This window comes from Cytobacillus sp. C11.1 (assembly GCF_058145115.1).
The window spans coordinates 2,860,728-2,886,331 of sequence record NZ_CM176935.1 but is presented as its reverse complement, the minus strand read 5'-3'; the positions used below and the strand labels follow the sequence as shown (position 1 = coordinate 2,886,331).

The 25,604-nt window shown below is 40.6% G+C and carries 26 protein-coding genes and 1 pseudogene; 8 read left to right on the top strand and 19 right to left on the bottom strand.

Annotated features, from left to right (window positions below; genetic code table 11):
- Positions 1-32: 32 nt before the first annotated feature.
- Positions 33-500 carry a hypothetical protein gene (locus tag AC3ZVC_RS14390; RefSeq protein WP_490063910.1) on the bottom strand — a complete coding sequence of 156 codons (468 nt, stop codon included), beginning with the start codon at positions 498-500 and terminating at the stop codon, positions 33-35.
- Between the two features lie 99 nt (positions 501-599).
- Here AC3ZVC_RS14390 and AC3ZVC_RS14385 point away from each other — a divergent pair, with 99 nt between their 5' ends.
- Positions 600-1,361, top strand: a complete 762-nt coding sequence (locus AC3ZVC_RS14385; RefSeq protein ID WP_490063909.1) for a hypothetical protein — start codon at positions 600-602, stop codon at positions 1,359-1,361.
- Positions 1,362-1,429: 68 nt separating this feature from the next.
- Here the strand turns inward: AC3ZVC_RS14385 and AC3ZVC_RS14380 are convergent, their stop codons facing one another.
- The 4 genes and pseudogenes from AC3ZVC_RS14380 to AC3ZVC_RS14365 form a co-directional block, all read right to left on the bottom strand.
- A complete protein-coding gene (locus tag AC3ZVC_RS14380) occupies positions 1,430-2,050 on the bottom strand; it encodes a LysE family translocator (RefSeq protein WP_490063908.1) in 621 nt (206 codons plus the stop codon).
- 108 nt (positions 2,051-2,158) lie between these two features.
- A complete protein-coding gene (trhO, locus tag AC3ZVC_RS14375) occupies positions 2,159-3,109 on the bottom strand; it encodes an oxygen-dependent tRNA uridine(34) hydroxylase TrhO (RefSeq protein WP_490063907.1) in 951 nt (316 codons plus the stop codon).
- A 159-nt stretch (positions 3,110-3,268) separates the two neighbouring features.
- A pseudogene (locus tag AC3ZVC_RS14370) lies at positions 3,269-4,290 on the bottom strand (DUF2332 domain-containing protein).
- Between the two features lie 15 nt (positions 4,291-4,305).
- Positions 4,306-4,869, bottom strand: coding sequence for a phosphoglycerate mutase family protein (locus tag AC3ZVC_RS14365; RefSeq protein ID WP_490063906.1), 564 nt, complete (start codon positions 4,867-4,869; stop codon positions 4,306-4,308).
- A gap of 68 nt (positions 4,870-4,937) precedes the next feature.
- On the opposite strand from AC3ZVC_RS14365, the gene AC3ZVC_RS14360 reads away from it, so the two are divergent.
- Positions 4,938-5,078, top strand: a complete 141-nt coding sequence (locus AC3ZVC_RS14360) for a hypothetical protein (RefSeq protein ID WP_394140201.1) — start codon at positions 4,938-4,940, stop codon at positions 5,076-5,078.
- 225 nt (positions 5,079-5,303) lie between these two features.
- Here AC3ZVC_RS14360 and AC3ZVC_RS14355 read toward each other — a convergent pair whose 3' ends face one another.
- The 5 genes from AC3ZVC_RS14355 to AC3ZVC_RS14335 form a co-directional block, all read right to left on the bottom strand.
- Positions 5,304-5,603 carry a class I SAM-dependent methyltransferase gene (locus tag AC3ZVC_RS14355; protein WP_490063905.1) on the bottom strand — a complete coding sequence of 100 codons (300 nt, stop codon included), beginning with the start codon at positions 5,601-5,603 and terminating at the stop codon, positions 5,304-5,306.
- Entirely contained in the window at positions 5,600-6,073 is a 474-nt protein-coding gene (locus AC3ZVC_RS14350) for a GNAT family N-acetyltransferase (RefSeq protein WP_490063904.1), read from the bottom strand. Before AC3ZVC_RS14350 ends, AC3ZVC_RS14355 begins: the two co-directional genes overlap by 4 nt.
- A gap of 32 nt (positions 6,074-6,105) precedes the next feature.
- The gene (locus tag AC3ZVC_RS14345; RefSeq protein ID WP_490063903.1) at positions 6,106-6,633 is read right to left on the bottom strand and encodes a DinB family protein; all 528 of its coding nucleotides are present in this window, start codon (positions 6,631-6,633) and stop codon (positions 6,106-6,108) included.
- 166 nt (positions 6,634-6,799) lie between these two features.
- Entirely contained in the window at positions 6,800-7,276 is a 477-nt protein-coding gene (locus AC3ZVC_RS14340) for a GyrI-like domain-containing protein (RefSeq protein ID WP_490063902.1), read from the bottom strand.
- 15 nt (positions 7,277-7,291) lie between these two features.
- On the bottom strand, positions 7,292-8,452 hold the full coding sequence (locus AC3ZVC_RS14335; RefSeq protein ID WP_490063901.1) for a pyridoxal-phosphate-dependent aminotransferase family protein: 1,161 nt from the start codon (positions 8,450-8,452) through the stop codon (positions 7,292-7,294).
- Positions 8,453-8,703: 251 nt separating this feature from the next.
- Here AC3ZVC_RS14335 and AC3ZVC_RS14330 point away from each other — a divergent pair, with 251 nt between their 5' ends.
- Complete coding sequence (locus AC3ZVC_RS14330; RefSeq protein WP_490063900.1) at positions 8,704-9,735, top strand: M14 family zinc carboxypeptidase; 1,032 nt, start codon at positions 8,704-8,706, stop codon at positions 9,733-9,735.
- 237 nt (positions 9,736-9,972) lie between these two features.
- On the opposite strand, the gene cysI is transcribed toward AC3ZVC_RS14330, so the two are convergent.
- Together cysI and AC3ZVC_RS14320 are read right to left on the bottom strand one after the other, a co-directional pair.
- Positions 9,973-11,691 (bottom strand): assimilatory sulfite reductase (NADPH) hemoprotein subunit, encoded by a 1,719-nt coding sequence (gene cysI, locus AC3ZVC_RS14325; protein WP_490063899.1) that lies wholly within the window; start codon positions 11,689-11,691, stop codon positions 9,973-9,975.
- 25 nt (positions 11,692-11,716) lie between these two features.
- Complete coding sequence (locus tag AC3ZVC_RS14320) at positions 11,717-13,525, bottom strand: assimilatory sulfite reductase (NADPH) flavoprotein subunit (protein WP_490063898.1); 1,809 nt, start codon at positions 13,523-13,525, stop codon at positions 11,717-11,719.
- 195 nt (positions 13,526-13,720) lie between these two features.
- On the opposite strand from AC3ZVC_RS14320, the gene AC3ZVC_RS14315 reads away from it, so the two are divergent.
- The 3 genes from AC3ZVC_RS14315 to AC3ZVC_RS14305 all read left to right on the top strand — a co-directional run bounded on the left by AC3ZVC_RS14315 (position 13,721) and on the right by AC3ZVC_RS14305 (position 15,342).
- Positions 13,721-14,623, top strand: coding sequence for a LysR family transcriptional regulator (locus AC3ZVC_RS14315; protein ID WP_490063897.1), 903 nt, complete (start codon positions 13,721-13,723; stop codon positions 14,621-14,623).
- 90 nt (positions 14,624-14,713) lie between these two features.
- On the top strand, positions 14,714-15,007 hold the full coding sequence (locus AC3ZVC_RS14310; protein WP_490063896.1) for a HesB/YadR/YfhF family protein: 294 nt from the start codon (positions 14,714-14,716) through the stop codon (positions 15,005-15,007).
- Between the two features lie 125 nt (positions 15,008-15,132).
- Positions 15,133-15,342, top strand: a complete 210-nt coding sequence (locus AC3ZVC_RS14305) for a methionine aminopeptidase (protein WP_214729399.1) — start codon at positions 15,133-15,135, stop codon at positions 15,340-15,342.
- Positions 15,343-15,466: 124 nt separating this feature from the next.
- Here AC3ZVC_RS14305 and AC3ZVC_RS14300 read toward each other — a convergent pair whose 3' ends face one another.
- On the bottom strand, positions 15,467-16,642 hold the full coding sequence (locus AC3ZVC_RS14300; protein ID WP_490063895.1) for a M20 family metallopeptidase: 1,176 nt from the start codon (positions 16,640-16,642) through the stop codon (positions 15,467-15,469).
- Positions 16,643-16,881: 239 nt separating this feature from the next.
- Here AC3ZVC_RS14300 and AC3ZVC_RS14295 point away from each other — a divergent pair, with 239 nt between their 5' ends.
- Positions 16,882-17,673: an alpha/beta fold hydrolase gene (locus AC3ZVC_RS14295; RefSeq protein ID WP_490063894.1), complete on the top strand. Its 792-nt coding sequence runs from the start codon at positions 16,882-16,884 to the stop codon at positions 17,671-17,673.
- 303 nt (positions 17,674-17,976) lie between these two features.
- On the opposite strand, the gene AC3ZVC_RS14290 is transcribed toward AC3ZVC_RS14295, so the two are convergent.
- The gene (locus AC3ZVC_RS14290) at positions 17,977-18,492 is read right to left on the bottom strand and encodes a YbaK/EbsC family protein (protein WP_490063893.1); all 516 of its coding nucleotides are present in this window, start codon (positions 18,490-18,492) and stop codon (positions 17,977-17,979) included.
- Between the two features lie 215 nt (positions 18,493-18,707).
- Between AC3ZVC_RS14290 and AC3ZVC_RS14285 the strand changes: the two genes are divergently transcribed.
- A complete protein-coding gene (locus AC3ZVC_RS14285; protein WP_490063892.1) occupies positions 18,708-19,802 on the top strand; it encodes an aromatic acid exporter family protein in 1,095 nt (364 codons plus the stop codon).
- 113 nt (positions 19,803-19,915) lie between these two features.
- Here the strand turns inward: AC3ZVC_RS14285 and AC3ZVC_RS14280 are convergent, their stop codons facing one another.
- From AC3ZVC_RS14280 to AC3ZVC_RS14260, 5 genes are all read right to left on the bottom strand, one after another.
- Positions 19,916-21,055: a Ger(x)C family spore germination protein gene (locus AC3ZVC_RS14280; protein WP_490063891.1), complete on the bottom strand. Its 1,140-nt coding sequence runs from the start codon at positions 21,053-21,055 to the stop codon at positions 19,916-19,918.
- Positions 21,052-22,155, bottom strand: coding sequence for a GerAB/ArcD/ProY family transporter (locus AC3ZVC_RS14275; protein WP_490063890.1), 1,104 nt, complete (start codon positions 22,153-22,155; stop codon positions 21,052-21,054). The genes AC3ZVC_RS14280 and AC3ZVC_RS14275 overlap by 4 nt, the downstream gene beginning before the upstream one ends.
- Positions 22,152-23,690, bottom strand: a complete 1,539-nt coding sequence (locus AC3ZVC_RS14270) for a spore germination protein (RefSeq protein ID WP_490063889.1) — start codon at positions 23,688-23,690, stop codon at positions 22,152-22,154. Before AC3ZVC_RS14270 ends, AC3ZVC_RS14275 begins: the two co-directional genes overlap by 4 nt.
- Before the next feature lie 320 nt (positions 23,691-24,010).
- Positions 24,011-25,072, bottom strand: coding sequence for an SDR family oxidoreductase (locus AC3ZVC_RS14265; RefSeq protein ID WP_490063888.1), 1,062 nt, complete (start codon positions 25,070-25,072; stop codon positions 24,011-24,013).
- Positions 25,073-25,352: 280 nt separating this feature from the next.
- On the bottom strand, positions 25,353-25,604 hold the full coding sequence (locus tag AC3ZVC_RS14260; protein ID WP_490063887.1) for a PTS sugar transporter subunit IIB: 252 nt from the start codon (positions 25,602-25,604) through the stop codon (positions 25,353-25,355).

Sequence of the window (25,604 nt, the reverse complement as noted above, 5' to 3'; positions counted from 1 at the left end):
AAGAGAGACCTCTCTCTACTAGAAAGCAAATTTCATTTACATGCCTCTTTTTCCAGCCTGAAGATCCACTTATAATACTTCAGCATAATCACTAAAAGAATCGGATCAAGGAGGGCTGCATGCCATAGCTCCCACCATCCATATCGAAAATAACCCCATGGTTCAGGGAGCAACGTCACTACTTCATAAAGAAGAATCGCAACTACCCAGAAGATGATATAGGATACCCGTTTAATAAGGTCTGATTTGAAGGGATACCAGTTCAAATACATCATATTAACTGGAGGCACCAAGAAAATGTGCGCTATCAGACCGCCCCAATTCGGTTCTTTTGTAAAATACCAGTACCCCCAGTATTTGAATTCTATCATGCAGTCAAAAACCAGCTGAGCTGCAATCGTAAATGTCCATATATGTACAACCTGATTTTTGGTCAGGCGTTTATTTGTTTTAAAAGCCACAAGATTTAAAAGGCCAATTGAAATAAGCAGTCCTATCATATGCATAGTCCTTTTTATTTGTTAATGTCCCTTGAGCGGCTTTTATTATTCATCATTTGGTAATAATATGGAAAAATCAACTTGGGAGAAGAGTTTAACATGCCAAATCATTTGCTGCCTGCTTTTTTACCGATCATCCGAACCTTAAATTATTCAATGCCGTTAACAAAAGAAGACTTATTAAGAGAGAAATTTTTAATTAAAAAGGATGGGGAATTGGAAATGTATTACGCTCCCCACAACGAATATATCAATAAAGCTGCCAGAATTATTATTGTGGGGATCACGCCCGGCTGGAACCAAATGAAGATTGCCTATGAACATTTTGTGAAGGGATTGGCAGCTGAAAAAGAATTGGAAGGTATATTGAAGGATACTAAGAGGGCAGCCGGCTTTGCCGGATCCATGCGGGCTAACTTAATATCAATGCTTGATCAATGCGGCATTCCACAAGCCCTCCACATCAATAGCTCAAACGCTCTCTTTCATGAAAAAAGATCATTATTGCATACAACTTCAATCATAAAATACCCTGTCTTCTACCGAGGCCAAAATTATACTGGCCATCAGCCTGGCATCTTTCAGTCAAACCTGTTGGCTGAATATGCAACAAAAATTTTTGCAGAAGAAATTGGAGAATTAAATGAAAATGCGCTCATCATCCCTCTTGGAAAAACAGTTGAAAGCACCATCCGCCATCTGTTGGGGGACAACAAGCTCACAGGACATACATTCTTATTCGGATTCCCGCATCCATCTGGGGCAAACGGCCATCGGATTAGGCAATTTGAGGAACAAAAATATTCGCTTGCAGAGACAGTCAGAAAGTGGTCGGAGCAAAAAAAGAACTTGCAAATTTGAGGAAAATTTCTATCTATATTAGACACCAAAAAAGACTGCTCATCCGGTTAACCCCTTTTAAGCAGTCCTTACGGCTGTTTCTCCAGTGCTAATTTAATTCCAAAACCCATCAAAACAACTCCGGAAACACCTTGAAGTACGTTATGAACTGCAGGCTTTTTCAGCCAATTTCTGAAAGTGTCGATCAAATAAACATAAAAAAAGAACCAAACGATTGTAATAATACTATAAGTTAATCCCATAGTCATGAATTGGACAAAGTGGTTTCCATCTGGGCTTATAAATTGAGGAAAGAAAGTTAAAAAGAATACGGCAACCTTCGGATTGGACACACACGTGAAAAAACCCTGCAGGAAATGGGATTTGTTTTTTCTGTGCTTTTTAACTCCTTCCGAACTCTCCTGTTTTGATGATAAAGATCTCAGCGAAACAATTCCCAAGTAGATGAGGTACATCGCGCCTGCATATTTTATTATCGAAAAAATGTAGGCTGATTTTACAATCAGCGCCGATAAGCCAAAAACGACAGCCATTGTATGGATAAGCAGCCCTGCCACAGAGCCAAACATGGTTTGAATCCCGCTTTTTTTGCCGCTGGATATTGTATTTTGAATTAAAATCCCTGTATCCGGTCCCGGCAGGATCACTAACAGAAACGACATAAGCAGGAACAAAAGAAAATTCTCCATGTTTTCTCCTTCCAGACAATTTCAAAAATATTGAATTTATTATAACAGGTTTCTTGGATTTTCCAACATAAAAAGAGCAGATTTTCCAAAGAAAATCTGCTCACTATCTTAGGCATTCACTTTTTCCAATCGTTCTTTTACTTCTGTTTCAGTTAATCCATGCTCCGCAATATAACGGTTTCTTGGGTGTGTACGGCATTCATCTGAACAGCTGCGCAAATATTTATGCTCATTTTCTTCTGAGCAAAGAATCTTTTTATTGCATGATGGGTTAGCACAGTTCACATAGCGTTCGCATGGCTCGCCTGTGAAGTAATCTTTTCCAACGACTGTATGCTCCTTCTGATTGACCGGTACGCCGATTCTATCATCGAATACATAAAGCTGGCCGTCCCACAGGTCGCCTTGAACTTCGGGATCTTTTCCGTATGTGACAATTCCGCCATGAAGCTGGGCGACATCCTTAAAGCCTTCTTTTACAAGCCATCCGGAGAATTTTTCACAGCGGATTCCGCCTGTGCAATACGTGATAATCTTTTTATCACCAAGTATTTCTTTATTTTCACGAACCCATTCAGGCAGGTCACGGAAATTTTTTATATCAGGTCTGATTGCCCCTCTGAAGTGACCAAGATCATACTCATAATCATTTCGTGCATCCAGCACGACAGTATCTTCGTCCTGCAGCCTTTTATAAAATTCTGCTGGCTCAAGGTATTCGCCAGTCATCTGGTTTGGATTAATATCATCTTCCAAACGTAATGTCACTAGCTCTTTACGCGCACGCACTTTCATTTTAGAAAAAGCATGCCCATCCGCTTCATCAATCTTGAAGACCATCTCCGCAAAACGCGGATCCTCTTTCATCACTTCCATATAATGATCGGTCTGTTCAACTGGTCCTGAAACAGTCCCGTTAATCCCTTCATTTGCAACAAGAATACGCCCCTTAAGTCCAAGCTCATTGCAAAACGCTTTATGCTCCTTCGCGAACTCCTCTGGATCCTCAATCGGAACATACATATAATACAGCAAAACTCTATATGATTTTTGACTCATTTTTATTTCCACCTATCACTTAATATTTGCAAGATATATCTGTTAATAGGTTTAAACATATACTCTTACCTAGATAAGTATAACAAATGCTGTCAAGTTTCAAAATTTTAGGGGTTCGAAATTTACCATGAAGTGCTATATTTACCTAATTCCTTTTAATTATAGCTCCCATGTAAACCATTTCCCATGTCCTTCTGTTTGGCCCACTAACTTTTTATGTTCGTTTGATTCTAGATAATAATCAAGATGCAGGTCCCGATCGTGTATGTTGTTATAAATATGGAAAACGTCTCTCCTTTGGCCAATGGTTCTTATTAGCCGGAGCAGATTTTCTTTAACTCCTAAGGGCATTTGATTTGCAACATGAGTATGGAAGACGCAGATCGCATGTTCATTCGGTATATTACCAATCAAGTTAGGCAGCAAGTGGACTCCATCTCCTTCTATTAAGGTGATTGGATTTTGTTTTACACATGTAGCTGCTTTCTCAAATAATTCTCTTCTTTCCCTGTGTTCCGGCCAAATGAGAGATTTCAGCCACAGGTAATCTTCTGGATTATTTAAGTCATTCGTATGAAGGTCCACACCAACTCTGGACGCAACTGGCGGAATAGCATCAGGCAATATAGGAACACGATCTCCTTTTATTTCAGTGCATAAATGAACTTTTGACTCTTTATCACCAAAAACTGTGCTTGTTCCATAAGAATAGCTATATTTATCCCATAAAAGCTGGAGCCCTGCACTTGTTCCAATTTCAATCAATGCCAAAGGCTTTTTTGTTTGGGCAAAGATATAATTAAATACCGGAAAGAGATATGAACATCGTCTAACCTCATTGGTCTGGACAAGCTTTGTTTTCAAAAGCTCCTTTATTTGTTCTGAGTGAAGCCAACAAAAATCCTTAAAATAATCAAAAGACTCTTCTGCTTTCTGCGGATTCTCCACGATACTAGGGTAAAATTCTTTAAGGTTATGATCCGTACCCTTCAATAGCAGATAATGTACCGCTCCAAAAAGGAGATTTGGCACAGGCTGATCTTCCCAGCTTCGGATGCCATGGCTAATAACTCCTCATCCTCCGCAATTTTTAATGACAAACATTCATATAAATCACTGGAACCTTGGCACTCTTGTCCTGCGAAGGTTTTGAACCTCTCTGATAAAAGCTTTGTATCCATATTGCATCCCGCCTATTAATTTTTATAGGTCGTCACATTCCAATGTGTTGAACCGGTTTTTCTTTTTCCTTTCAAGCCCATCTTTTGAAGCTCCTTCGCGATTAAAAGGTTGAAAAAGCCGTGTCCCACCAGTATCGCTGAATTGTATTTGCTTGCACAGGCGATTAATTTTAATGCGGCATGCTTTGCCCTTACCTTGGCATCCCGGTAAGATTCACAGCGGAACGAATAACCGCAAAACCATGCGATCCTTAACAAAACGGCCCAACTATTCGGTTTTAGTTTCATGGCCATTAGTCCCCCTGCAGGCGCGGGCAATTCTGTTTCTCTAAAAAGCGGATATTCTTTTATTTTTGCACCGGGATTCAAAAGCCTGGCCGACTCGATGGACCTGTTTAGATCACTAGTAATCAGCAAAGGTGCTGATTTTACCATTTCAATTGCTTCTGGAGGACAAGCTTCATTTGAATTAATCCCGTTACTATTATACTTTTCAACCCATATCTTAAAATCTGAGATGGTCATTTGTGTATCATCTATATGGGCCGATCGGCCATGTCTAATAAGAGTAATTTCCATGCAAATCCCCCAAAACTTATATATTTTCTTCCAATATGGATAATTTAAATAACATGGAGGTGAAGACCATGTCAGAACAAGAATATCCAAACGTAAAGCTCGGAGGAAAAAAGGTACGAGAAAAAGGCAACGGCGGCGACCAGGTCCGCGGTCATGAAAAAGAAAATAAAAACGGTAAATTCAATACCAACCCTAAATCGGATTTATAACTAAAATGATGGACACCCTCTGGGATAGAGGGTGTTTTTCAAAAAGGCTGTTTTCGTTTACTTTCCTGCTTTTCAATTAGATTTTGTAAATAAAACATTGGTAAATAAGGTTGGTTGATTAGCGTGATCGTCTTCTCCAGATCAGTCGTCCACCCCAAGGCATATATGGAATAGACAATATCGAAATAATCAGCAGGTATTCCCGGATTTTTTTCCATCGTCGATTCAAATAACTTTACAGGTGAAGCCGTGTTTTTCTAAGAGTGCCTTGGCGGCGGAAATTTGGGTTGTTGACAAATCCAGTCCCCAAAGCTCCCCGGCACCTCGCTGATCCAAATATTTCAGCGAATGGCCGCTTCCACAGCCTATCTCCAACATTTTTAAGTGACGAACATCTCCAAACAATTTCAGCTCATTTTCAGTTGGCGCAAGCGGGCCGTATTCTGGCAAAGGATTACACCCATAAAACCGTTCCGCAGCCTCCTCCCAGCTTTGTTTGTTCACCCTAAGTGATTCAGTATTCATCTAATAACCCCTTTTACCGTAAAATTGAACACTTCTTCTTCTCCCCAAACCTCTCCAGTTGGGAGAAAACCAAAGCTTTTATAAAGATCCCGTGCATGATGATTATCTTTATGGACAGTTAACCGGATTTCCTCGCATATTGGAAATTGATTTATTATCCAGGTGATCATCTCGGTTAACGCTGCCCGGCCAAAACCGTTCAGCTGGAATTTTTCATCTATAAAAAATCCGTTTATCCAATACATATTAACTGTACCCGCTTCGTAAGCGTGCATAATAAAACCAACCATTTGATCATGATCATAGATAGAAAATGGAATATACTCGACTTTGTCCCCATCTGGTTTGATATACACCTTTGCCAGCGATACCGCTGCAGAAGGAACGAAATGACGCTGCGATTCCTTCACCTTTAAATTGATCGCTTCTTCCCAGTTGTCTCTTGTAACAGGTTTTAATTGAATGTTCATTAAAGGGACCCCCCTTAACTGTACTGTACTGCTCACCCTTTTTTCTTCATAGCCAGCTGCCGTTTAATCACCCTGATCTGCCCGCGGTGGCTGATCTCATCCTCCATAACGTGATACCAAAACCAATAGTTGTTGAAAGGAACTCCATTTGGCCAATTTCCTTCTTCAAATAGCCAGCTGTCTTGCTTTGTTTTAAGCAGTATTAAAGTTTTCTTTCTGATGCTTGCCAGTTCATTTATGTAGTATTCAAGAGGTTCATTCTTAATCCTTGCTCTTACTTTCTCGCCAAGTTCCATAGCTGCATCCCATTTCTGGAGCTCCGCCTCGTTCAGATCTCTTTTTTCAAACGTGATGACTTGATGGACATATTCAATGAAAGCCATATGCATTAAAAGTGAACCGATCGAGTTGCTGGTTTCTTCAGGAAGATAATCCAGTTCAGACTTAGTCAAACATGCAATATCCTGTAAGGTCACTGCCCTGGCATGTTCCAGCATCGATACAAACTCCCCCATTTTTTCATCAAAACCTTCAGCAGGTCTTATTCGATAATCAATCATTATTCCGCCTCCTACCCTTCCCTATAAGGTTACCAATATAGAGAAATAGAAAAAGACTGATATTTAATGGATAATAATGGTATAATATAGGTGACTTGAAAAAGCTGCTTTGTAATGAAAGCAGCTTTTTGATGTATAAGACGGCCTGCAGCAGCCTAAAATCATTCTATTTAATTGTGTCCAGCAGCTCTATGTCAAGATCATCCAGGTTATTCCATTTATGATGAATCTCCAAATGCCATGTGCCTTTAAGCCTGCTGTACCCTTTTTCTTCTATCCATCCGTGCAATTTATTGTATGAATTCCCTAAATTATGGTTTGATCCGTTATGTCTTAGAACAGCATATTTTTGTGGAGGGATTTCCAATGATGTCATCCCGGTTGGGACTTGGTCTATTTCCTTCACCTCAACACAAATCCAATAGCCGTCTTCAACCTGTGAGCTTTCCTCTACAAAAAAGGCACCTACTAGCTGGTGAGGATTCAATACGTGCTTAATCTCACCGCTTCGTTCATTTAATAATGTGATAGCTTTTGGAATTTCCTTTAAATATTGATCCCCCGGGCAAAGCACCCGAAATCCAATCAGTTTCATCTTACCCAGCTCTTTAACTTCCGCATGGACCCTAGTGTGTTCAAACATTTATTCCTCCCATTTTTAAGCTACCGGCAAAGCAAGTTCTCTAAACTGCTGTACTGCTTTTTCGATGTCAGCATCATACCCAAGTTCTGTTACCGTTTCACCGATCCGCACGATTGCTTTTTCAAGCATTGCTTCTGTTGTGTTGCCCATATGGCCGATGCGGAATGCCTTTCCTGCCAGATGCGCCAGTGCTCCGGCAACGATCACACCTTTTTTAGCTAAGGCCGCCCGGAATTTTGCATCGTTCATTCCTTCAGGATAAAGGATGCAGCTAAGAGTTGCTGCTGCTGCATTTTCATCAGCAATCGCCTTCATGCCATACACGGCAAGAGCTGCACGAACCGCTTTTCCGTATGCCTCATGCCGCTTGTAGCGATTCACCATTCCTTCCTCCAAAACCAATCTCATTCCTTCTTCATAACCATAAATAAGGTTGACAGGAGGAGTAGCAAAATACTTTTGTGGGTCATGCATAATCGGAATCCAGTTGTAAATATCACAATAATAGGCCGCAACTCTATCGATTTGTTCCCGTGCAGCCAGTGCGGTTTGATTAAATGCAACGATGGCTAAACCTGGCGGAACACCGATTGCTTTCTGAGAACCTGTTAATACAACATCGATTTTTCCGTCTCCATAAGTCTTGCTCATATCCTCTTCCATCGCGGCAGTCGCACAGACACCATCCAAAATTACAAGGGCACCATGCTTCTTAATGACAGGAACAAGCACATCCAAATCGGCCGCAACTCCTGTAGATGTATCCGCATGCGTAATTGTCACTGCTTTGTAAGATTTACTTGCAAGCTTCTCCTCCACTAAGACTGGGTCCACCTGCTTGCCCCATTGGGATTGAATTACGTCTGCCTCAATCCCGAATGCTTTTGCTAGATGAATAAATCGATCTCCGAAAAATCCCTGGCTGATGATTAAAAGCTTTTCCCCTGCTGCAACCGTATTGACAAGAGCCATCTCCATCGCAATCGTCCCGGACCCGGAAATGACAAAAACCTCGCCATCCGTCTTCAGCATCTCTCTTGTCTTCTCAATCGCACTTTTATAAATAGCCGCAAACCTGGGATCGGTATGTCCCCTCGTTTCCTGTGCCATCGCATCATAAATCGAATCCACAACCGGTGTCGGTCCAGGAATAAGCAGCATCTCTTCATTCCGCATGATTCATCCCCCTTTTCGATAGTAGCTTTATAACTATCTAAATGTTTCGACATTTTTATCGGAAAACCTCTTTTTCTTTATAGGTTGCCGGATTAGCAAATGCTATTTTATCTAAATTCACACCACCTCCAATTACCTATTTACTGGTAAAATATAATCATTTTTCCTTCCAGACCACCCTAATTGCTAGAATTGCCTGTTTATTCAGTTTTATAATTTAACTCTACTAATAACCAAAAGGAGGAAATTAGATGAAGAAAAAGATGCTTACCTTATCACTGACTGCTGCATTAGCAATCTCCGGAATTACAGCACCAGCCTTTGCTGCCGGTGGAGGTCCAGATGTAAATGGAAATGAAACTGTTCAAACTGCCATGCTAACCACTTATGACGAAATGGCCGCTTTCCTGAAAAAAGAAGATGCTACGCAGGGGCATATGGAGCTTGAGGTTATTGGGCAGTCCGTGAAAGGACGTGACCTATTTCTTGCTAAATACATAACAAATCCTGAAAACCCAACAATCCTTTACCTGACCCAGCAGCACGGGAATGAGGCTATGACAACTGAAGGGGCTTTAAATTACATCCGCCACCTTGGCTCTAACAGCCAAAAAGTCCAGGACATGCTGCAAAATGTTAATATCCTGATTATGCCTATGCTAAATGCAGACGGAGCTATGGGAGATGTAAACTTTCAGCTTGATAACTACATGGCGAGCGGACGCCATCTAACACGGTATAACGCAGATCGCCTTGACTTAAATAGAGACCACATTAATTTAGCTGCTCCTGAAACTCTAGCTCTTCATAAGAATGTGCTGCAAAAATACAATATAGATTATATGATTGACCTACATCACCAGGGCACGCAGGAAGACTATTATGGGAAGTTAACCTCTGGAGCCATTCTTACTCCTCAAAGCCCGAATGTGGATCCAGAAGTTGTTCTTAATTCTAAAAAACTCGCAGCCACACTCTATGAGGGCGTTGACGCCGCAGGCTGGTCATTTATTCTAAAATTTGATGAACCGACAACAAACCCTGCAGTAGCTTCCAATGCCATGGCACTCCAATACGACATAGCTGTCATGCTATTCGAAATGCGCGGCATGGCTGACCACTCCTATGAACCATACGTACTTGGCCAAAAATCGAACGGCTACCTGATTAAGCAGGCCTTTAACGCAATGGATGTCACCGCCAATGCAATTGCTGACGGAACTATTCAAAACGCTGACCCTGCTGTCTATGACAACCTGCCGGAACAGCATTATAGCTATTAATCTTAGTGCCTCCCTTTATTGGGAGGTATTTTTATTTGGAAAAACTAGAGTGTAGGTGCTGCATATAAAATAATTTCTCTGCGTATAAAAAATTTTGTCTGCGTATAGCTAACATTTCTCTGCATATAAAATTTTTTCTCTGCACAAAAAAATTGATCCTATAATCTTAATCTTAATCCCCGTCAAAATTTCAATAAAAAAAGACAGGGACCCCCAGATCCCCGTCTTCTCTCAATCTCAATTATGAAAGTTAGTCCCATCAGTTGTAGCTTCAATAATCCCAGCACGAACCACGAAGTCGCCAAAGTGCTCGCCGTCAAGGCGTTCCCGAGCATATTGCGGCAAAATAACGCGCAGCTCGTTCAATATGTCTTCTTCCCCGATGTTTTCCCTGTACATTTTACTCAACCGGCTGCCGTCAAAGGCTGCACCCAGATACATATTGTATTTACCGACAGCTTTTCCGATGAAGCCGATTTCGCCCAGTGCGTGGCGTGCACAGCCGTTAGGACAGCCGGTCATCCGTATGGTGATTTCTTCATTCCGCAAGCCTGCTTCTTCTACGATTTCTTCAATTTTATCAATCAAAACTGGAAGATAGCGTTCGGCTTCCGCCATTGCCAGTCCGCAAGTCGGCAACGCAACACATGCCATAGATCCGCGGCGCAGCGCACTATAACGGCTGCCGTCTGTCAGGCCATACTGTTCAATGAGCGCCTCGATTTTCTTCTTATCTCCTGTAGCAACATTACCGATGATTAAATTCTGATTCGCAGTTAATCGGAAGTCACCCTTATGAACCCGCGCTATTTCTCGTAAAGCCGTTTTGAGCTTATATCCATCAAAGTCGGCAACACGGCCGCCTTCAATGAACATTGTAAAATGCCATTTTCCACGGACACCCTTCACCCAGCCATAGCGGTCTCCATTGGAATCAAACTGAAACGGACGCGCTTCATCCAAGCTCCATCCCAAGCGATTCTCTAACTCTTCTTTAACTGTCTCCAAACCAAGTCGATCAACCGTATACTTAAAGCGAGCATTTTTCCGGACAGAGCGGTTTCCATAATCCCGCTGAATGGTAATAACCTTTTCCGCGACATCATAAATCTTATCCGGCGTAACAAAACCGATAACTTTAGAAAGCTGCGGATATGTTTCTTTATCGCCATGAGAGAAGCCCATGCCGCCTCCGATCGCAACATTAAAACCTGCTAACCTGCCATTTTCCACGATAGAAATGAATCCCAGATCCTGTGAAAATACATCAATATCATTGGAAGGCGGTACCGCAATTCCAATCTTGAACTTACGCGGCAAATAGAGCGCACCGTACATCGGCTCAACTTCTTCCACCTCAGGCGAACCGGCAACTTTTTCTTCGTCCAGCCAGATTTCATGATAGGCCCTCGTCCGAGGCAGCAAATCATCACTTAGCATTTTCGCTAATTCATAGACTTCCGAATGTATTTCCGAAATATCAGGATTTGAGATACACATAACGTTTCGGTTGACATCCCCACACGCAGCAATAGTATCCAGCATTGTAGCATGGATTTCCTGAATTGTCTTTTTCATATTCCATTTTAAAATTCCATGCATTTGGAAGGTTTGACGCGTTGTCAGCTTTAAAGTTCCATTGCCATATTTATCAGCCAATTCATCCACCACAAGCCATTGGTCCGGTGTTGCTACTCCGCCTGGCAAACGCAGACGCAGCATGAACTGATAAGCCGGTTCCAGCTTTTGCTTTTGGCGTTCATTTCTTAAATCACGGTCATCCTGCAGGTAACTGCCGTGGTGCTTCATTAAGCGGTTATCGTCGTCCGGAATTCCCGCACTAATCCGGTCCTGCATCACTTCTGCCAATGTTCCGCGCAAATAATTGCTTCGATCCTTAATGCCCTCAACGTCACTCGGAGGGCCATCCGGCGCTTTTAATTTAGGGTTCACCATGCTGAAAAACTCCTTTCATTCCAAATCAATATACGTCGCGCTGATAGCGTTTATTCTGCTGCATTTCAGCAAGATAAGCTGCAGCCTGATCACGGTTCATACCGCCTTCTTTTTCAATTATGTCAATAAGAGTATTATGGACATCATGCGCCATGTGTTTCTCATCTCCGCAGATATAGACAGCTGCCCCTTCTTCTAGCCATTGGAACAATTCCTTGCTGTTCTCCTGCATACGATGCTGCACATAAACTTTTTCATCGCCATCGCGGGAAAAAGCAACATCCATCTTCGAAAGTACCCCATCCTTAAGCCACTTTTGCCATTCCGTCTGATAAAGGAAATCTGTTACATAATGCTGATCACCAAAGAACATCCATGATTTTCCTGCTGCACCTGTTTCTTCACGCTCCTGCATAAACGAGCGGAACGGTGCAACTCCAGTACCAGGTCCAACCATGATAAGTGGAGTCTCAGGATTTCCCGGCAGTTTAAAATTCTTATTGTGCTGAATAAATACAGGCAAAGTATCCCCTGGCTGCAGTCGCTCGGCACATAAAATCGAGCACACACCTTTTCTTTCGCGTCCGTGAGCGTCATAACGTACTGCCCCAATTGTCAAATGCACTTCTTCCGGGTTTGCCTCAAGGCTGCTTGAAATGGAATAAAGGCGTGCAGGCATTTTTCGTAAAATAGAGATAAAATCCTGCGCCGATCCATTCCACGGTTTGTAATCACGTAGTAAATCCAATAAATCCCTGCCATCAAGATAGGCTTTTAATTGATCACTCTGTGAAACAAGCTGCTGTAAATCTTCATTACCAGAAAGCTTTGCTGCCTTTTCCACAAGCGGCTTTGTCAGAACTGTAATCTCAAAATGAGAGTGCAGCGCTTCTTTCAAGGTAACAACTTCATCCTTTACCTTCACCGCTTCCTCAGGATCCCAATTCATTTCTTCTAAGAGCAAATCTACCAATTCCGGGTCATTTTCCGGCAAAACACCTAAGCTGTCCCCAGGCTGATAAGCTAACCCGGAGCCTTCAAGCGACAATTCAAGGTGGCGTGTTTCTTTATTAGATCCGCGTCCATTAAGATTAATACTTTCCAGCACTTCCGCCCTGAACGGATTAGACCTGGAATATACAGATTCGGCGGCCGGAGCTTGGGCAGCAGGTGCAGTTCCTGATGAATTTAAGCTGCTTTGCCCTTCACTTAATCCGGCAAGTACAGCTTCCACCCACTCCGCAGCTGGTTCATCAAAATCAAGATCACAATCTACGCGGGGAGCAATCCTTGTCCCGCCAAGCTCCTCCAGTCGCTTATCAAAATCTTTCCCAGTCTGGCAAAAGAACTCATAGGAGCTATCCCCAAGTGCCAATACAGAGAAACTCAAGTCCTCTAGCTTTGGCGCTCGTCTGCCATGGACAAACTCATGAAAAGTTAATGCATTATCTGGAGGATCTCCCTCCCCATGAGTACTAGCTACAATTAAAAGGTTCTTTACTTTTTTTAAGTTATTTGGCTTAAAATCACTCATGGAGGATACGGTTACTTGAAAGCCATGACCTTCCAGTGTTTTACCAGCCTTTTTTGCAAGGCTTTGCGCATTCCCTGTTTGCGATCCAAATAAAATCGTCACTTCTTTAGAGATTGTCGAACCGGAAGCCACGGAAGGCAATTCCTCTACTGCCGGTGCGGCCTGTAATGATGATGACTGCACTGCTGCAAGATAGCCGCTCAGCCATAAAGATTGAGTTTCTGTCAAAGTCGGCAGCAAGCGATTAAGGAGCTCTGTCTGCTCCTGATTAAACGGACTGTTCATTACCTGAAGTTGCAACGTAATCCACCTCACAAACCAGCTAATATGGCTGATTTTTATTGTTTTTCTTTAAATTTCCTCTTTTCCTATAAAAAAAGTCGGCTTTAAACCTAAAAAATATATATCTATTACTTTACCGAATGATTTAACATTAGTAAAATAAATATTAATTATCACAATTATTAATAAAACTAATGACAAAGCGGTGATTTTTTGTATTATGATGCCTTAAAAACCTTCGTAACCTTGGCGGAAGTAAAAAACTTTACAAAAACTGCTGAGCTCCTTCTTATGTCACAGCCGAGCGTCAGCCTGCACATTAAAAACCTTGAGAAAGAGTTCCAGACCAAGCTGTTCCACCGTTCACCTAAATTTCTTAAAATTACCCCAAGCGGTGAAATATTATATGACCGGGCCAAGCAGATGATTACCATTTATGAGCAGACGCGGCAGGATATTTTAGAGCAGCAAAACACCATTAAAGGCGAACTGAAAATTGGCGCCAGTTTTACAATAGGAGAATATATTTTGCCTCCCTTGCTGCTTGATTTACAAAAAAATTACCCTGAGCTCCAACTCCAAGTGACGATCGGAAACACGGAGGAAATTATCCAGTCAACTCGGTCCCATCACGTTGATATTGGGTTAATTGAAGGCCAGACGAATGAAAAAGAGCTTGCAGTTATCCCTTTTATGCAAGATGAATTATTTATTGTTTCTTCAAATAAGCATCCTTTAGTCCATAAAAAGGAAGTAGCCATTACAGATCTCCAAAACGAGGCATGGATTATGAGGGAAACTGGCTCTGGCACACGCGAATACTTTAATCATTTTATCCGTTCAAACGGGTTAAAAGTGAAATCCCTTCTTACCATCAGCAGCAACCAGGGGATTAAAGAAACACTTATAAACGGAATGGGTATCAGCATCCTTTCAGGCAGTGTAGTAGAAAGAGATGTTAACCAAAAAAACCTTTCAATCATCAAAATTAAAAACCAGGAATTCAAACGAACTCTTTCATATGTTCTTTCCCCGATCATGCAAGAGAAAAAGAATGTTAGCATTTTTGTAGAAGCACTCAGCAAAAAGTGGCCGGACAAAATCCAGAAAAAATAACGCCTTGGCTTGCAGCTTTGTGACATCAAGCACCGACAGCAGCTTTATCCTTCACTTACACTAAAAACAAGAAAGGATGGTGCACCTGTTATGATCTCAATCGATGACAAAGCATTTAAATGGTTTGAAAATGAATTCCAGTCAGCAAAACCATTTTCTATCCGGCTTTACCCGCAATATGCTGGCTTTGGAGAAAAAAACAAAGGCTATAGCCTCGCTTTCTCACTGGAAGACCCCACAATTTGCTGTGAACAGCAAGAACGGGATGGAATCACTTTTTATGTAGAATTCAATGACAAATGGTTCTTTGATGACACTGATATTGAGATAAAATATAATGATGCCATAAAAGAAATTTTCACCGTATATAAAGAGATACAGTAATTTAAAACAATTGGACGAGCACTTTTTCACACTTGTCCCCTCTTTTTCATATACATATTGTAACGGAATGTATAAAATCTGCCCATTTTATTCAAAATAAGGAAAAAATGGCTGAGGTGAAAAAGATGGGATTATTGAATGCCTTTAATGAATGGCGTGAGATGAGATATCAAAATCATGTCAACCGCATGAAAGAAGAAAATAAGTGCCCGGACTGTTATGGCAGAGGCTTTTCTCTATATCCAGGCAATGAGTTCGCTTATCACGCAAACCAATTTGATTGCCCAGGCTGTAACGGAACAGGACTTTATTCTGAATGGAATAGTCTTTCTTAGAATAAGGCTTTCTTGTGCTTACTGTTTATTTAGGGCTTCTGCTGATTGATGCGGAAATCAACACCAAAAATAAAAACCATGATCATCCCTGTACTGATAGGGAAGTATCATGGTTTTTCTTCTGCTATACTAAAGCTTTCTTGGATTCAAATTCAGTTTTTATTTGTTTTAAAAGCTCCTTGTTAGTTAAAACCTCATACCCGGTTAGCGCCATTGCTTTTGCTCCGAGGATCATAGCTTCCCTCCCCTGCTCACTCATTGCCGCTTCACGGAATTCATGTGTATGGCATGCATATGCCTCATTACAAATTTTTATATAAGGATGAATGGATGGGGCTGCCTGGCTGACATTTCCCATATCAAGGGATCCGGAGCCGTCTTTTTGGTCCATAATTTCACCTGCATTTACTCCTAATGAAACCAGCTCTTTATTGAAAGCTTCCGATAAAGGATTATTGGTGATCATATTGTCATAGGAAAGTTCATAGAATGACCATTTCATCGTAGCGCCGGTTTGCAGCGCGGCACCTTCTGCGCATTTTTTTACCTTTTCTACGAGTTCATTTACATACTCCCTTTTTGCAGCACGGACGTAAAATTGTGCCACGGCATAATCTGGAACTACATTGGCTGCTTTTCCGCCCTCTGTAATGATTCCATGAATTCTTGCATCAGGAGTGATATGCTGGCGCAAGGCATTAATACTGCTGAAGGTTTGGAGAACAGCATCTAATGCATTAATGCCCAGATGAGGGTTTGCAGCAGCGTGTGCTGATTTTCCAAAAAACTCAAATTGTATGGCGTCCATTGCCAATGACGAACCGCTCTTCACATAATTGTCTAAAGGATGAACCATAATAGCTGCATCAAGAGAATCGAATACACCTGCTTCAGCCATTGTCACTTTGCCGCCCTTTGTCTCTTCAGCCGGCGTGCCAAATACAATGACTTTTCCGCCAGTTTCGCTAATCACTTTGCTTAGTCCAATACCAGCAGCAATTCCCATCGTGCCGATTAAATTATGGCCGCATGCATGTCCGACTTCTGGCAGCGCATCATATTCAGACATATAGCCAACAATTGGTCCCTCTTTTCCGCTGTCAAAAGTTGCTGTAAATGCTGTAGGCAAACCGCATGTACCGACTTCCACAGTAAACCCGTACTTTTCCAGCTCTTCCGTCAATACTTTACATGCCTTGAACTCTTCATGCCCAAGTTCGGGATTTTCACCGATATATTTACTAATGTTGTAAAATTCAGCTTGCAAACGATCAATGTAATCGATAACCATTTTCTTCATGATGATGATCCCCCAACCTATTATTCTATGTGATTATTAATAATAACCAATGATAATACAGTCTTCTTATTTTTTCACTATTTAATACTTTCTTTATTTTAACAAAAAAAATTTTCAGCAGGAAACCTGTTGTGATAAAAGTGTAATGGTTTACCGTATAAACCTGTCCTGAACAGACATATTAATTAAAGAATTTATTTTAGAAGTTGACATGCATAAGTAAATGAGGTGTCATATCCATGCCAATGCTGAACGTTGACGGGACAAGACTGCATTATAATATATTAGGCAGCGGTACTCCGATTGTTTTTATCCACCCGCCTGTATTGACTTCAGTGAACTTCAAATATCAAATAGAAGAATTATCGAAGTATTTTCAGGTTATTACTTTTGATATACGCGGACACGGAAAAAGTCCATACTCCCCTGAGCCTATAACCTATCCTCTGATTGTAAAAGATATCATTCGTATATTGAATCACCTAAATATAAACAAAGCGTTCTTGTGCGGATATTCTACGGGCGGTTCTATTGTATTGGAATTCATGCTCAGATTTGCTGAAAGAGCACTGGGAGGAGTCATAATCGGGGCAATGGCCGATGTAAATGACGATTACTTGAGGAAGAAGATTTCATTGGGGATCAAGCTTTCAAGCAAGAGTGCTATCAGCATCTTGGCATGGTCTATTTCTTGGAGTAATTCAAATAATTTAAAGCTTTTTAAGCAAATGTTTTCAGAAGCAACAAAAGGCGATTACCGAAACATCGAGCAATATTATCGCTTTAGTTTAAAATACAATTGTGTAAATCAGCTAACCAGGATCACTCTTCCCATTTTATTGGTTTACGGAAAAAAGGATAAGCCCTTTCATTCCTATGCCCGGCAATTGCATGAGAAATTGCCTCAAAGCGAATTGCATCTTATCGAGAATGTTGACCACCGTATCCCGACAAAGGCTGCAAAAGAACTTAACCAACTGATTCACCAATTTATAAATAAAAAGGGACAGGTACCTGAACCAATTGCTTGAACTGGTTAGGTACCTGTCATCAAAAATTATTTTATAAGGCTGTTTTCGAAACTTTGTTGTTTTTAACAAATAGTGAGGGGAGGTTGATTTCTGCTCCAGGCTGCTCGCTTTCCGCGGGGTGGGCGGTGAGCCTCCTCGGCGCGCAGCGCCTGTGGGGTCTCACCTGTCCCACTCCTCCCGCTGGAGTCTCGCACCTTCCGCTCCAATCAACCAACCTCGTTTTAGCTCTTATACATTCAAAAACAACAATCTCTTAGAAAACAGAAAAAAGCCCTTTTATAAAGATAATCACGGACCTTTTTATTATTTCGTAATCGTCTCCGTGGAACGCTCAATAATGACTTCATCTTCCCATGCCTTGCACACATCCACCCATCCTATTGCATATGAAAATTCCTCAATTTCAGCGGGTGTTAGTTCGATTGCAGAGTTGCTGCTTCCGCAAGCCGGGAAAAGGGTATCGAACCTTTTCATCGATATATCAAGGTAAACATCAAGGTCATTTGCCAAGCCAAATGGGCATACTCCTCCAACCGCGTGGCCGGTCTGGTCCAGCACCTCATCTGCAGAGAGCATGCGCGCCTTAAAGCCGAATGAATTGCGGAATTTTTTATTATCTATTTTAGCGTCTCCTGCTGCAACAACAAGGATGGCATGATCTTCATTCCCTCTGAAGGATAAGGTTTTGGCAATTTGTGCTGGTATGACACCGATTGTTTCAGCAGCCTGTTCCACTGTTGCACTTAAAGATTCGAACTCCATAACATCTTTTTCCCGGTCCCATTTCTTAAAATAGGCCTTCACACTTTCAATAGACATTCAACTCACCCTTCCCCTATGTAACACTGGCTCTTGGTATAAATACCCGGCAGATATTTTCTTTATAGTTGTATATTTTAACATATTATCCTGTACTGTCACGGAAGATACCCCCTTTTATCAGAAAATTTACATTTGCTCTTGTTGTTTTGGTGCACTAATATAGATATATAATTGAAACTTGAAATATACTCGCTTTTAAGAAGGATCTGTTTATGAACCTACCTATACCTTATAATTTTATTGGCGGAAGGATTGCTAAAACGGGATTGGCTGTTTTTATAACGGCATTAATCTGTCATATTCTGAATTGGCCAGCCATGTTTGCAGTCATTACAGCGATCGTTACCATTGAACCAACTGTTGCAGATTCAATCCGGAAAGCTTATGTACGGTTTCCTGCCGCAGCCATTGGGGCTGGATTCGCTGTTCTTTTTACCTTCTTATTTGGTGACAGCCCATTCAGCTATGCTTCTGTATCCCTGGCTACGATTATCGCTTGCCATAAACTGAAGCTCCATGACGGAATGCTGGTTGCCACCTTAACAGGTGTAGCAATGATTTCTACAGTGCAAGATCATTACTTGTCTTCTTTTTTCATCCGATTGGGGACAACCACTACTGGCATTGTGGTGTCAACTGCTGTCAACTTTTTTGTCATGCCGCCGAATTACTCTAAATCGATTATGAGCAGCATTCATTCCTTATACAGGAGAACTGGCGATATTTTACATAAACGAGGCTTAGAAATTTTTCATCTTGAGGTTAACGATAAAAATCTCCGTACAGAATTTCAAAGACTTGTAAAGGATATTGAAAAAACAGAGACATTATGTAATTACCAAAAAGCTGAATATAAATATCACCGCTTCAGCCGAGACGATATGCGGGACTTTCATTATGAATATAAAAAACTCACCATTTTAAGGCAGATTATCTATCACGTTGGAAACTTAATTTTTTTGCCGCCTAGCCATATCGAGCTTGATAAAAATAAGCAAAAATTCGTCCTTTCAGTTTTGGATGATCTGAAGGACAGCTTGTACGATCCGGGCTTTCTGATAACGGATAACCATCATCAAAAAATCAGCGAAGTCACACAATGGTTTATTGAACAAAAGCAGCAAAATCCAGCGGGTGGATTAAAACCTCGTACCCATCACCATGTCCAGCCTGAGACAGCGATATTATATGAAATCTTGTCCATCCATGATTTGATAGAGGAACTTAATCATATTCAAAAGCTTGAAATTAAACACCGGAGGCTTCTAAAAAGCCAGCATTTGAAAGACTCCTATAAAGGAATCTAGGGCAAGGAATAGGAATTTCGGAAATAGAACAAGCCACGCTAAAACGTGGCTTGTTCTATTTCTTTCTTTAGACTGCGAAAAGGCACAGGCTAAAAAAAACGCTAATTGGCGTTTTACTTCATTACCCCCTGGTTCCGAACTGCTACATCAATGCTAAAATCAACTTTTGCTTCAGAAAAGGCTTTAGGCCAGTCATCTTGAACGTTTTTCCAATCCTTATACTGAAATGAGCGGGCATAAAGCCCGTAGCCCACCGGGTCAATTTCATTTTCCTGTAACTTATTGATTAGATTAGAAAACTCTTGCTTTAAATAGTTTTCAATCGCATATTTAATTTTGTTTTTATCTTTTTCAAGGTCAACATCCACTGGTAATTCCGTTAGGTCTATATCCATTTTTATAGATTCCTTAAAAGAAAATTGGCCATTTTGAACTGAAGCCCTAACTTTCTTTTTTACTTTTTGGATAGTAAAGGTTATGTTTTTGAAATTTTGTCCCTCTCCATCCCCCTCTTCATCTGATCCATTCGATGAAAAAGGAAAGGTAAATTGTGCAGATTTAGCTTCAATCTCGTTTGTTAATGTTAATAACAAGGGAGTTTCTTTAAGGTCCAAAGATGTGGTATACAGCCCCTCACTATTAAAAAGAGAAGTACCTGTAATTTTAATTTCATCGTTATTGTATGATAGCTCAGTTGAACTAGGGGTTATACCTTTTTCAAAAACCTGATAATGGTATTTTTGCAGTCTGAGATCTACTGTTTCATTGCCTTCAAACCCTGTATCGACAATGTCCTTTAAATGAACGCCAATCCGTGGTTTATCCTTCATTTGCTCCTGGGCATTGAATAAGCCTTCAATTGATCCGTCAACGATCACAACTCGTGCATTTGTTGGATTTTTTGCTTCACGATACAAGTATTCTAGTAACGGGAACGGATCGATTTGCTCAGCTAATTTTTTGCTTATCAGTAAAACTTGCAGCTTCCCTGTTACCGGGAAACCTTTGCTTTGTGCATTAAGCTGAACACGTGAATTGTGTAAAGATGAAGCAGTTGTTTTCTTCAAGTCCTGCCTTTTTTCGGCTTCTTGGCTAAACACAGGATTTGAAGTATGCACAAGTAAGCGTCCTTCTTCATCCAAATCAAGCCCCATTACAAGGACGAAGGCAGCATTCTCTAAATCCATCCGGTCCCCACAGCCGGAAACAAATAAAAAGGTGGAACAAATTAGAAATAAGAATGGTTTTTTCATGCGCTTGACCCCCTATTCTTCAGCTTTGTATAAATAAAGACATACAGTCCGAAGAAAATAGGAAAGGCGTAACCGAAACCTACTCCAAGATAATCGGCCCATTTCCCCAATGTTTCCATGTTCTGGCTGACCGGTGTGTAAAATATGGAAAAAAAAGCGATAACTCCAATGTAAATCCTAATGTGGATTTTATGACTTTTCTGCCCAAATAGCTTGCTTGTTCCGAAGGCAGCCGTAAAAAGAAATGGAATAATGGTCATCGAGAGAATAATTAGATAAAAAGAGAGAAATATGATCTCAAATCTCTCTAGAAAAGGGAGTTCAATCGATTTCAGGATATTTAATGTCGGCCACCTATATTCTTTAATTTCATCCGGACTAAAATATACAAAGGTGATAATGATGACATATATATATAATAAAAAGGTCAATGTATTCGCAATAATAATGCCTTTTAAGGCTGATTTTTTATTCTTCAAAAAAGGGTATAAAATAAACGCTAATTCAAAGCCGATAAATGGAACCACCGTTTTTTGCATTGCGATCAAGACTGGTTTCCAACCTTCTTTCAGGATGGGGAGCAGGTTTAGCCAGTGTGCATCTTTTAACCCGAATAACAGGAGCGGAATCATCCACAATGTGATGAAATAAACAAATTCAGCATATCTTCCAATAACTCTTATCCCATTTCGAGTGATCATATAGATTGGAATAAGAAAAAGCCACGTAACCAGAAATGAAGGCGTTTCCGGAAAAATCCACACCTGAATAATAAAAACAGTCGTCAATAATAACCCGATTGCAAAATAACCTGTATAACCAATCCAGCCAATAATGAATAGTCTCCCAATCCATTTGCCAAAGACCTTAGGCAGCAGATCAAATAAAGTATCGTCAGGATGTTTTTCCATAGTTTTTATAATGATAATACTGATAAATATCGCCAGAAAATATCCAAAAACAACCGAAATCCATCCATCTGTCCCAGCTTCTTCTGCTGTTATTCTTGGCATTGTTAATATTCCCATGCCTACCTGTGTTTTATATATAAAGAAGATGAACTGTGAAGTGGTAATTTCATTTAGTCCATATTTCTTCATTTTTGATCCCCGCGATTTCGTTTAGACTTTTGCCTTTTTAGCTGTATTGTTCTTGCAGATCTAGGGCGATTAACCATCGCCCATCTCGGAAAGCGTATAAAATTATCCTTCCAATCTGACAGGCGCAATGGAGCAATCGGACTGCCATAAGGTGTACCAAGCGATTCAAGAGAGATAAAATGTGCGATCACAATCATTATTCCAATTACAATCCCCACCATCCCAAATAAAGATGAAATAAGCATAAATGGAAATCTCAATAAGCGAATATGAGTCGCCATATCCTGGTTTGGAATGATAAAGGATGAAATGGCTGTAATGGAAACTACTATAACCATAATATTACTTACGATACCTGCTTCAACTGCAGCCTGGCCGATAACAATACCTCCCACAATGCCGACTGTTTGGCCTACCGGAGCAGGCAGTCTTAAACCCGCCTCTCTCATCATTTCTAAAGCGAGTTCCATTAATAGGGCTTCTATTATAGGCGGAAACGGAACAACTGCACGTGATTCCCCAACAGAAATTAGCAAACTGACCGGAATTATTTCATAGTGAAAAGAAATGGACGCAATATATAAAGCAGGCAAAAGCACAGCGATAAAAAATGCGCCAAACCGCAATAATCTTATAAAGGACGCTACAGTCCATCTCATACTATAATCGTCTACAGTCTGAAAAAAAGCGGTGAATGTCATTGGGGCAATTAACGCACTTGGCGACCCGTCGACAATAATGGCTATTCTTCCCTGTAAGAGATGAGATGCAGTTCCATCGGGACGTTCCGTTGTTAAAGACTGTGGAAATAGCGCAAATGGATTGTCTTCGATAAGCTCCTCCAATTCCCCAGTGTTTAAGATGGAATCAATATCAATCTGCTGAATCCGATCCTCTAATTCCTGTAAAACTTCTGGATGAACCAGATCCTCAATATATAGGACAGAAAGCTTTGTTCTGCTTCTCCTCCCAACATCAAATTCCTTTATCTTCAGCTCGCGGTTTTGAATATAGCGGCGGACTAATGCAACATTACTTACACCCGTTTCAATAAAGCCTTGATGCGCTCCTTTAATTGTTGATTCAGTAGCCGGCTCTTCAATGGCTCTTTGAGGCCAGCCTTTTGTTTCCATTGCGTATGCCAATGGTACGCCATCAATAAACAGAATGCTAAACCCGTTAAAGATTAGTTCTTCCGCCATTTGCCATTTTTCCAATTTCAGAATCTTTCCCACTGATATGACTGATTCGATATTCCCGTTATTTAATGTGCTCGAATTCATAAGAGGACGGAGAACATGCAGATGTACTTGTTCCTTGTCCACCAGACCTTTCATATAAATCAACAATGCGTTCGAGCCTGTGCTTAATTGAAAATGGCGCATAACCATGTCGGGGATATCTGTGAACAATTGCTCCATAATATAGACATTAACATCAATATTAGAAGAAAATGGGGATTGTAAAATAATATTGGCATCCTGCTGTGATTGAATTTCTTTTTTATTAGTCTTTCTTCTGCGAAATGGCTTCATCTTTTCATCCCTCTGCTAAACCTTATAATTAAAGGATGTTGAAGAAACAGGCAAATTATACGGAATTTGCTATATCAGGGGTTCACTCCATATAAGCAATTGGAAAAGGAAAAAATCTAGTGAGGATATTGAATAAATACATCTTGCCGCTGTTACGGAAGAGCTTCCTTTATAGGGGATGAGGCTGTACAGTCATTAAGCTGTAAAAGGCTTCTTTCAAGTATCAGCCATTTATAATCTCATGATTCTCGAAGAAAAGTACAACTAATGTAACAAAATGATAAAGACCGTGAATTATTATCCGCGGTCTTTTCTATTTATCACGAAGGAACCCTCGCCTTATCCGTTAAAAACCCTTCTATAATCCTTTTTAACACTTCCCTATCCATATTCAGCAAAGAAAGCCCCGCAGATGTGAGCATTCTTTCTGTATGACCTGTTGGAAAATCAATTGTACGCTGAAAATAGCTATGAAAAATGCTCATTGAATCATAAAAGGCTTTTTCTTCATTTGTCATATCATCGCTTGATGATAGTGAATGCATCTCTAATTGCGGGAAGTCCAGGATCTCTTTCACAATCGATAAAATCTCTGATTGCCGCGGCGGGTTAGGATTTGTGATGTTAAAAATATCTCGATTCCTGCTATGGATCAAAGCTGCTTCCAGCACTTCAATAACATAATCGACAGGGACAAAATTTTGGGCAACTTCCGGATCTAAAAAGATCCTGTATTTCTTGTCTCCCTGTCTCCGGTCTGCTCGTTTTTTTAAAATCTTAACTCCTTTTAAAAATCCATATAGGCCAAAATTGGTGTCTGCTTCTCCAGTTTTTGAATCTCCGATAATAATGCCAGGCCGGAGAATGACTGTCTCAAGTTTATTACTGTAACCGTAAACCAAATGCTCTGCCTCGCACTTTGATGCTTCATATGGATTTACAAAGCTTCTATCCATAGAATAAAGCGTTTCTGACCCTGCCGTTTCTTGTCCGACCGTATAAGCAGTACTTATATAGAATACTTTACAACAGCTAATTTCCAATGAAAACTCCAACACATTCTTTGTTCCTTCTACATTCACTTGATAAGTTTTTTCCCGATCTTTTTCATCAAATGATAGTAATGCAGCACCATGATAGATTGCATCGAGCTCACCAGATAAAGATTTCACGAGCTCCATGTTTAAACCGAGATTCTTTTCGGTAACATCACCTACTAAAATATGAATCTGCCTGGAGTAGTCCTCTCCTTCTTTATCCATGAAAGTATTCAATCGATTTCTATTTCTTACTAATAAATATAGTTCATGTCCCTGTTTCAAAAGCCTTAGCGAAAGCTTTTTTCCTAAAAATCCATTTGCGCCAGTAATCAATATTTTCAAAGAAGAATCTCAACCTTTCCTACCAACCATCTTGTTTAAAACTTTAGCGGGAATTTCATCTAAAAGCAATGGAAATACCTTTCACTACCCTCAGGCTGAACAGGAAAAACATTCTCCGCCAAGCGAAAAGGCTGCTCCTGGTTCAATAATTACAATTGAAGCTTATGACTGTTTTCAGAATCATCCCGGCACAAATCCCTGAAAAGGACAAGCCTGCATTTTCATTTGGCAGAATACCCTTCAGTCATATAGTATTAATCACCTTTTAATCACAACGCTACTAAGAATCTCCTCTCTTCCCAAAAGGATAGACCATTTCTTTATCAAGGCCAATTTGTTCAAAGAAGTGATCCTGAATAAATTCTTTAATTTCCATTAATTCTGATGGAGTCGGAAAAGTAGAGACTTTTATGGTAGGGATGTACCCAATTAGATTGGATGAATCATGATAATCTGTAGAAATGATCAAATCAAACTCTTCGTATTTAGAAATCAGATCCATGCTTGAAGCATCCAAAGTTGAAATTGCCAA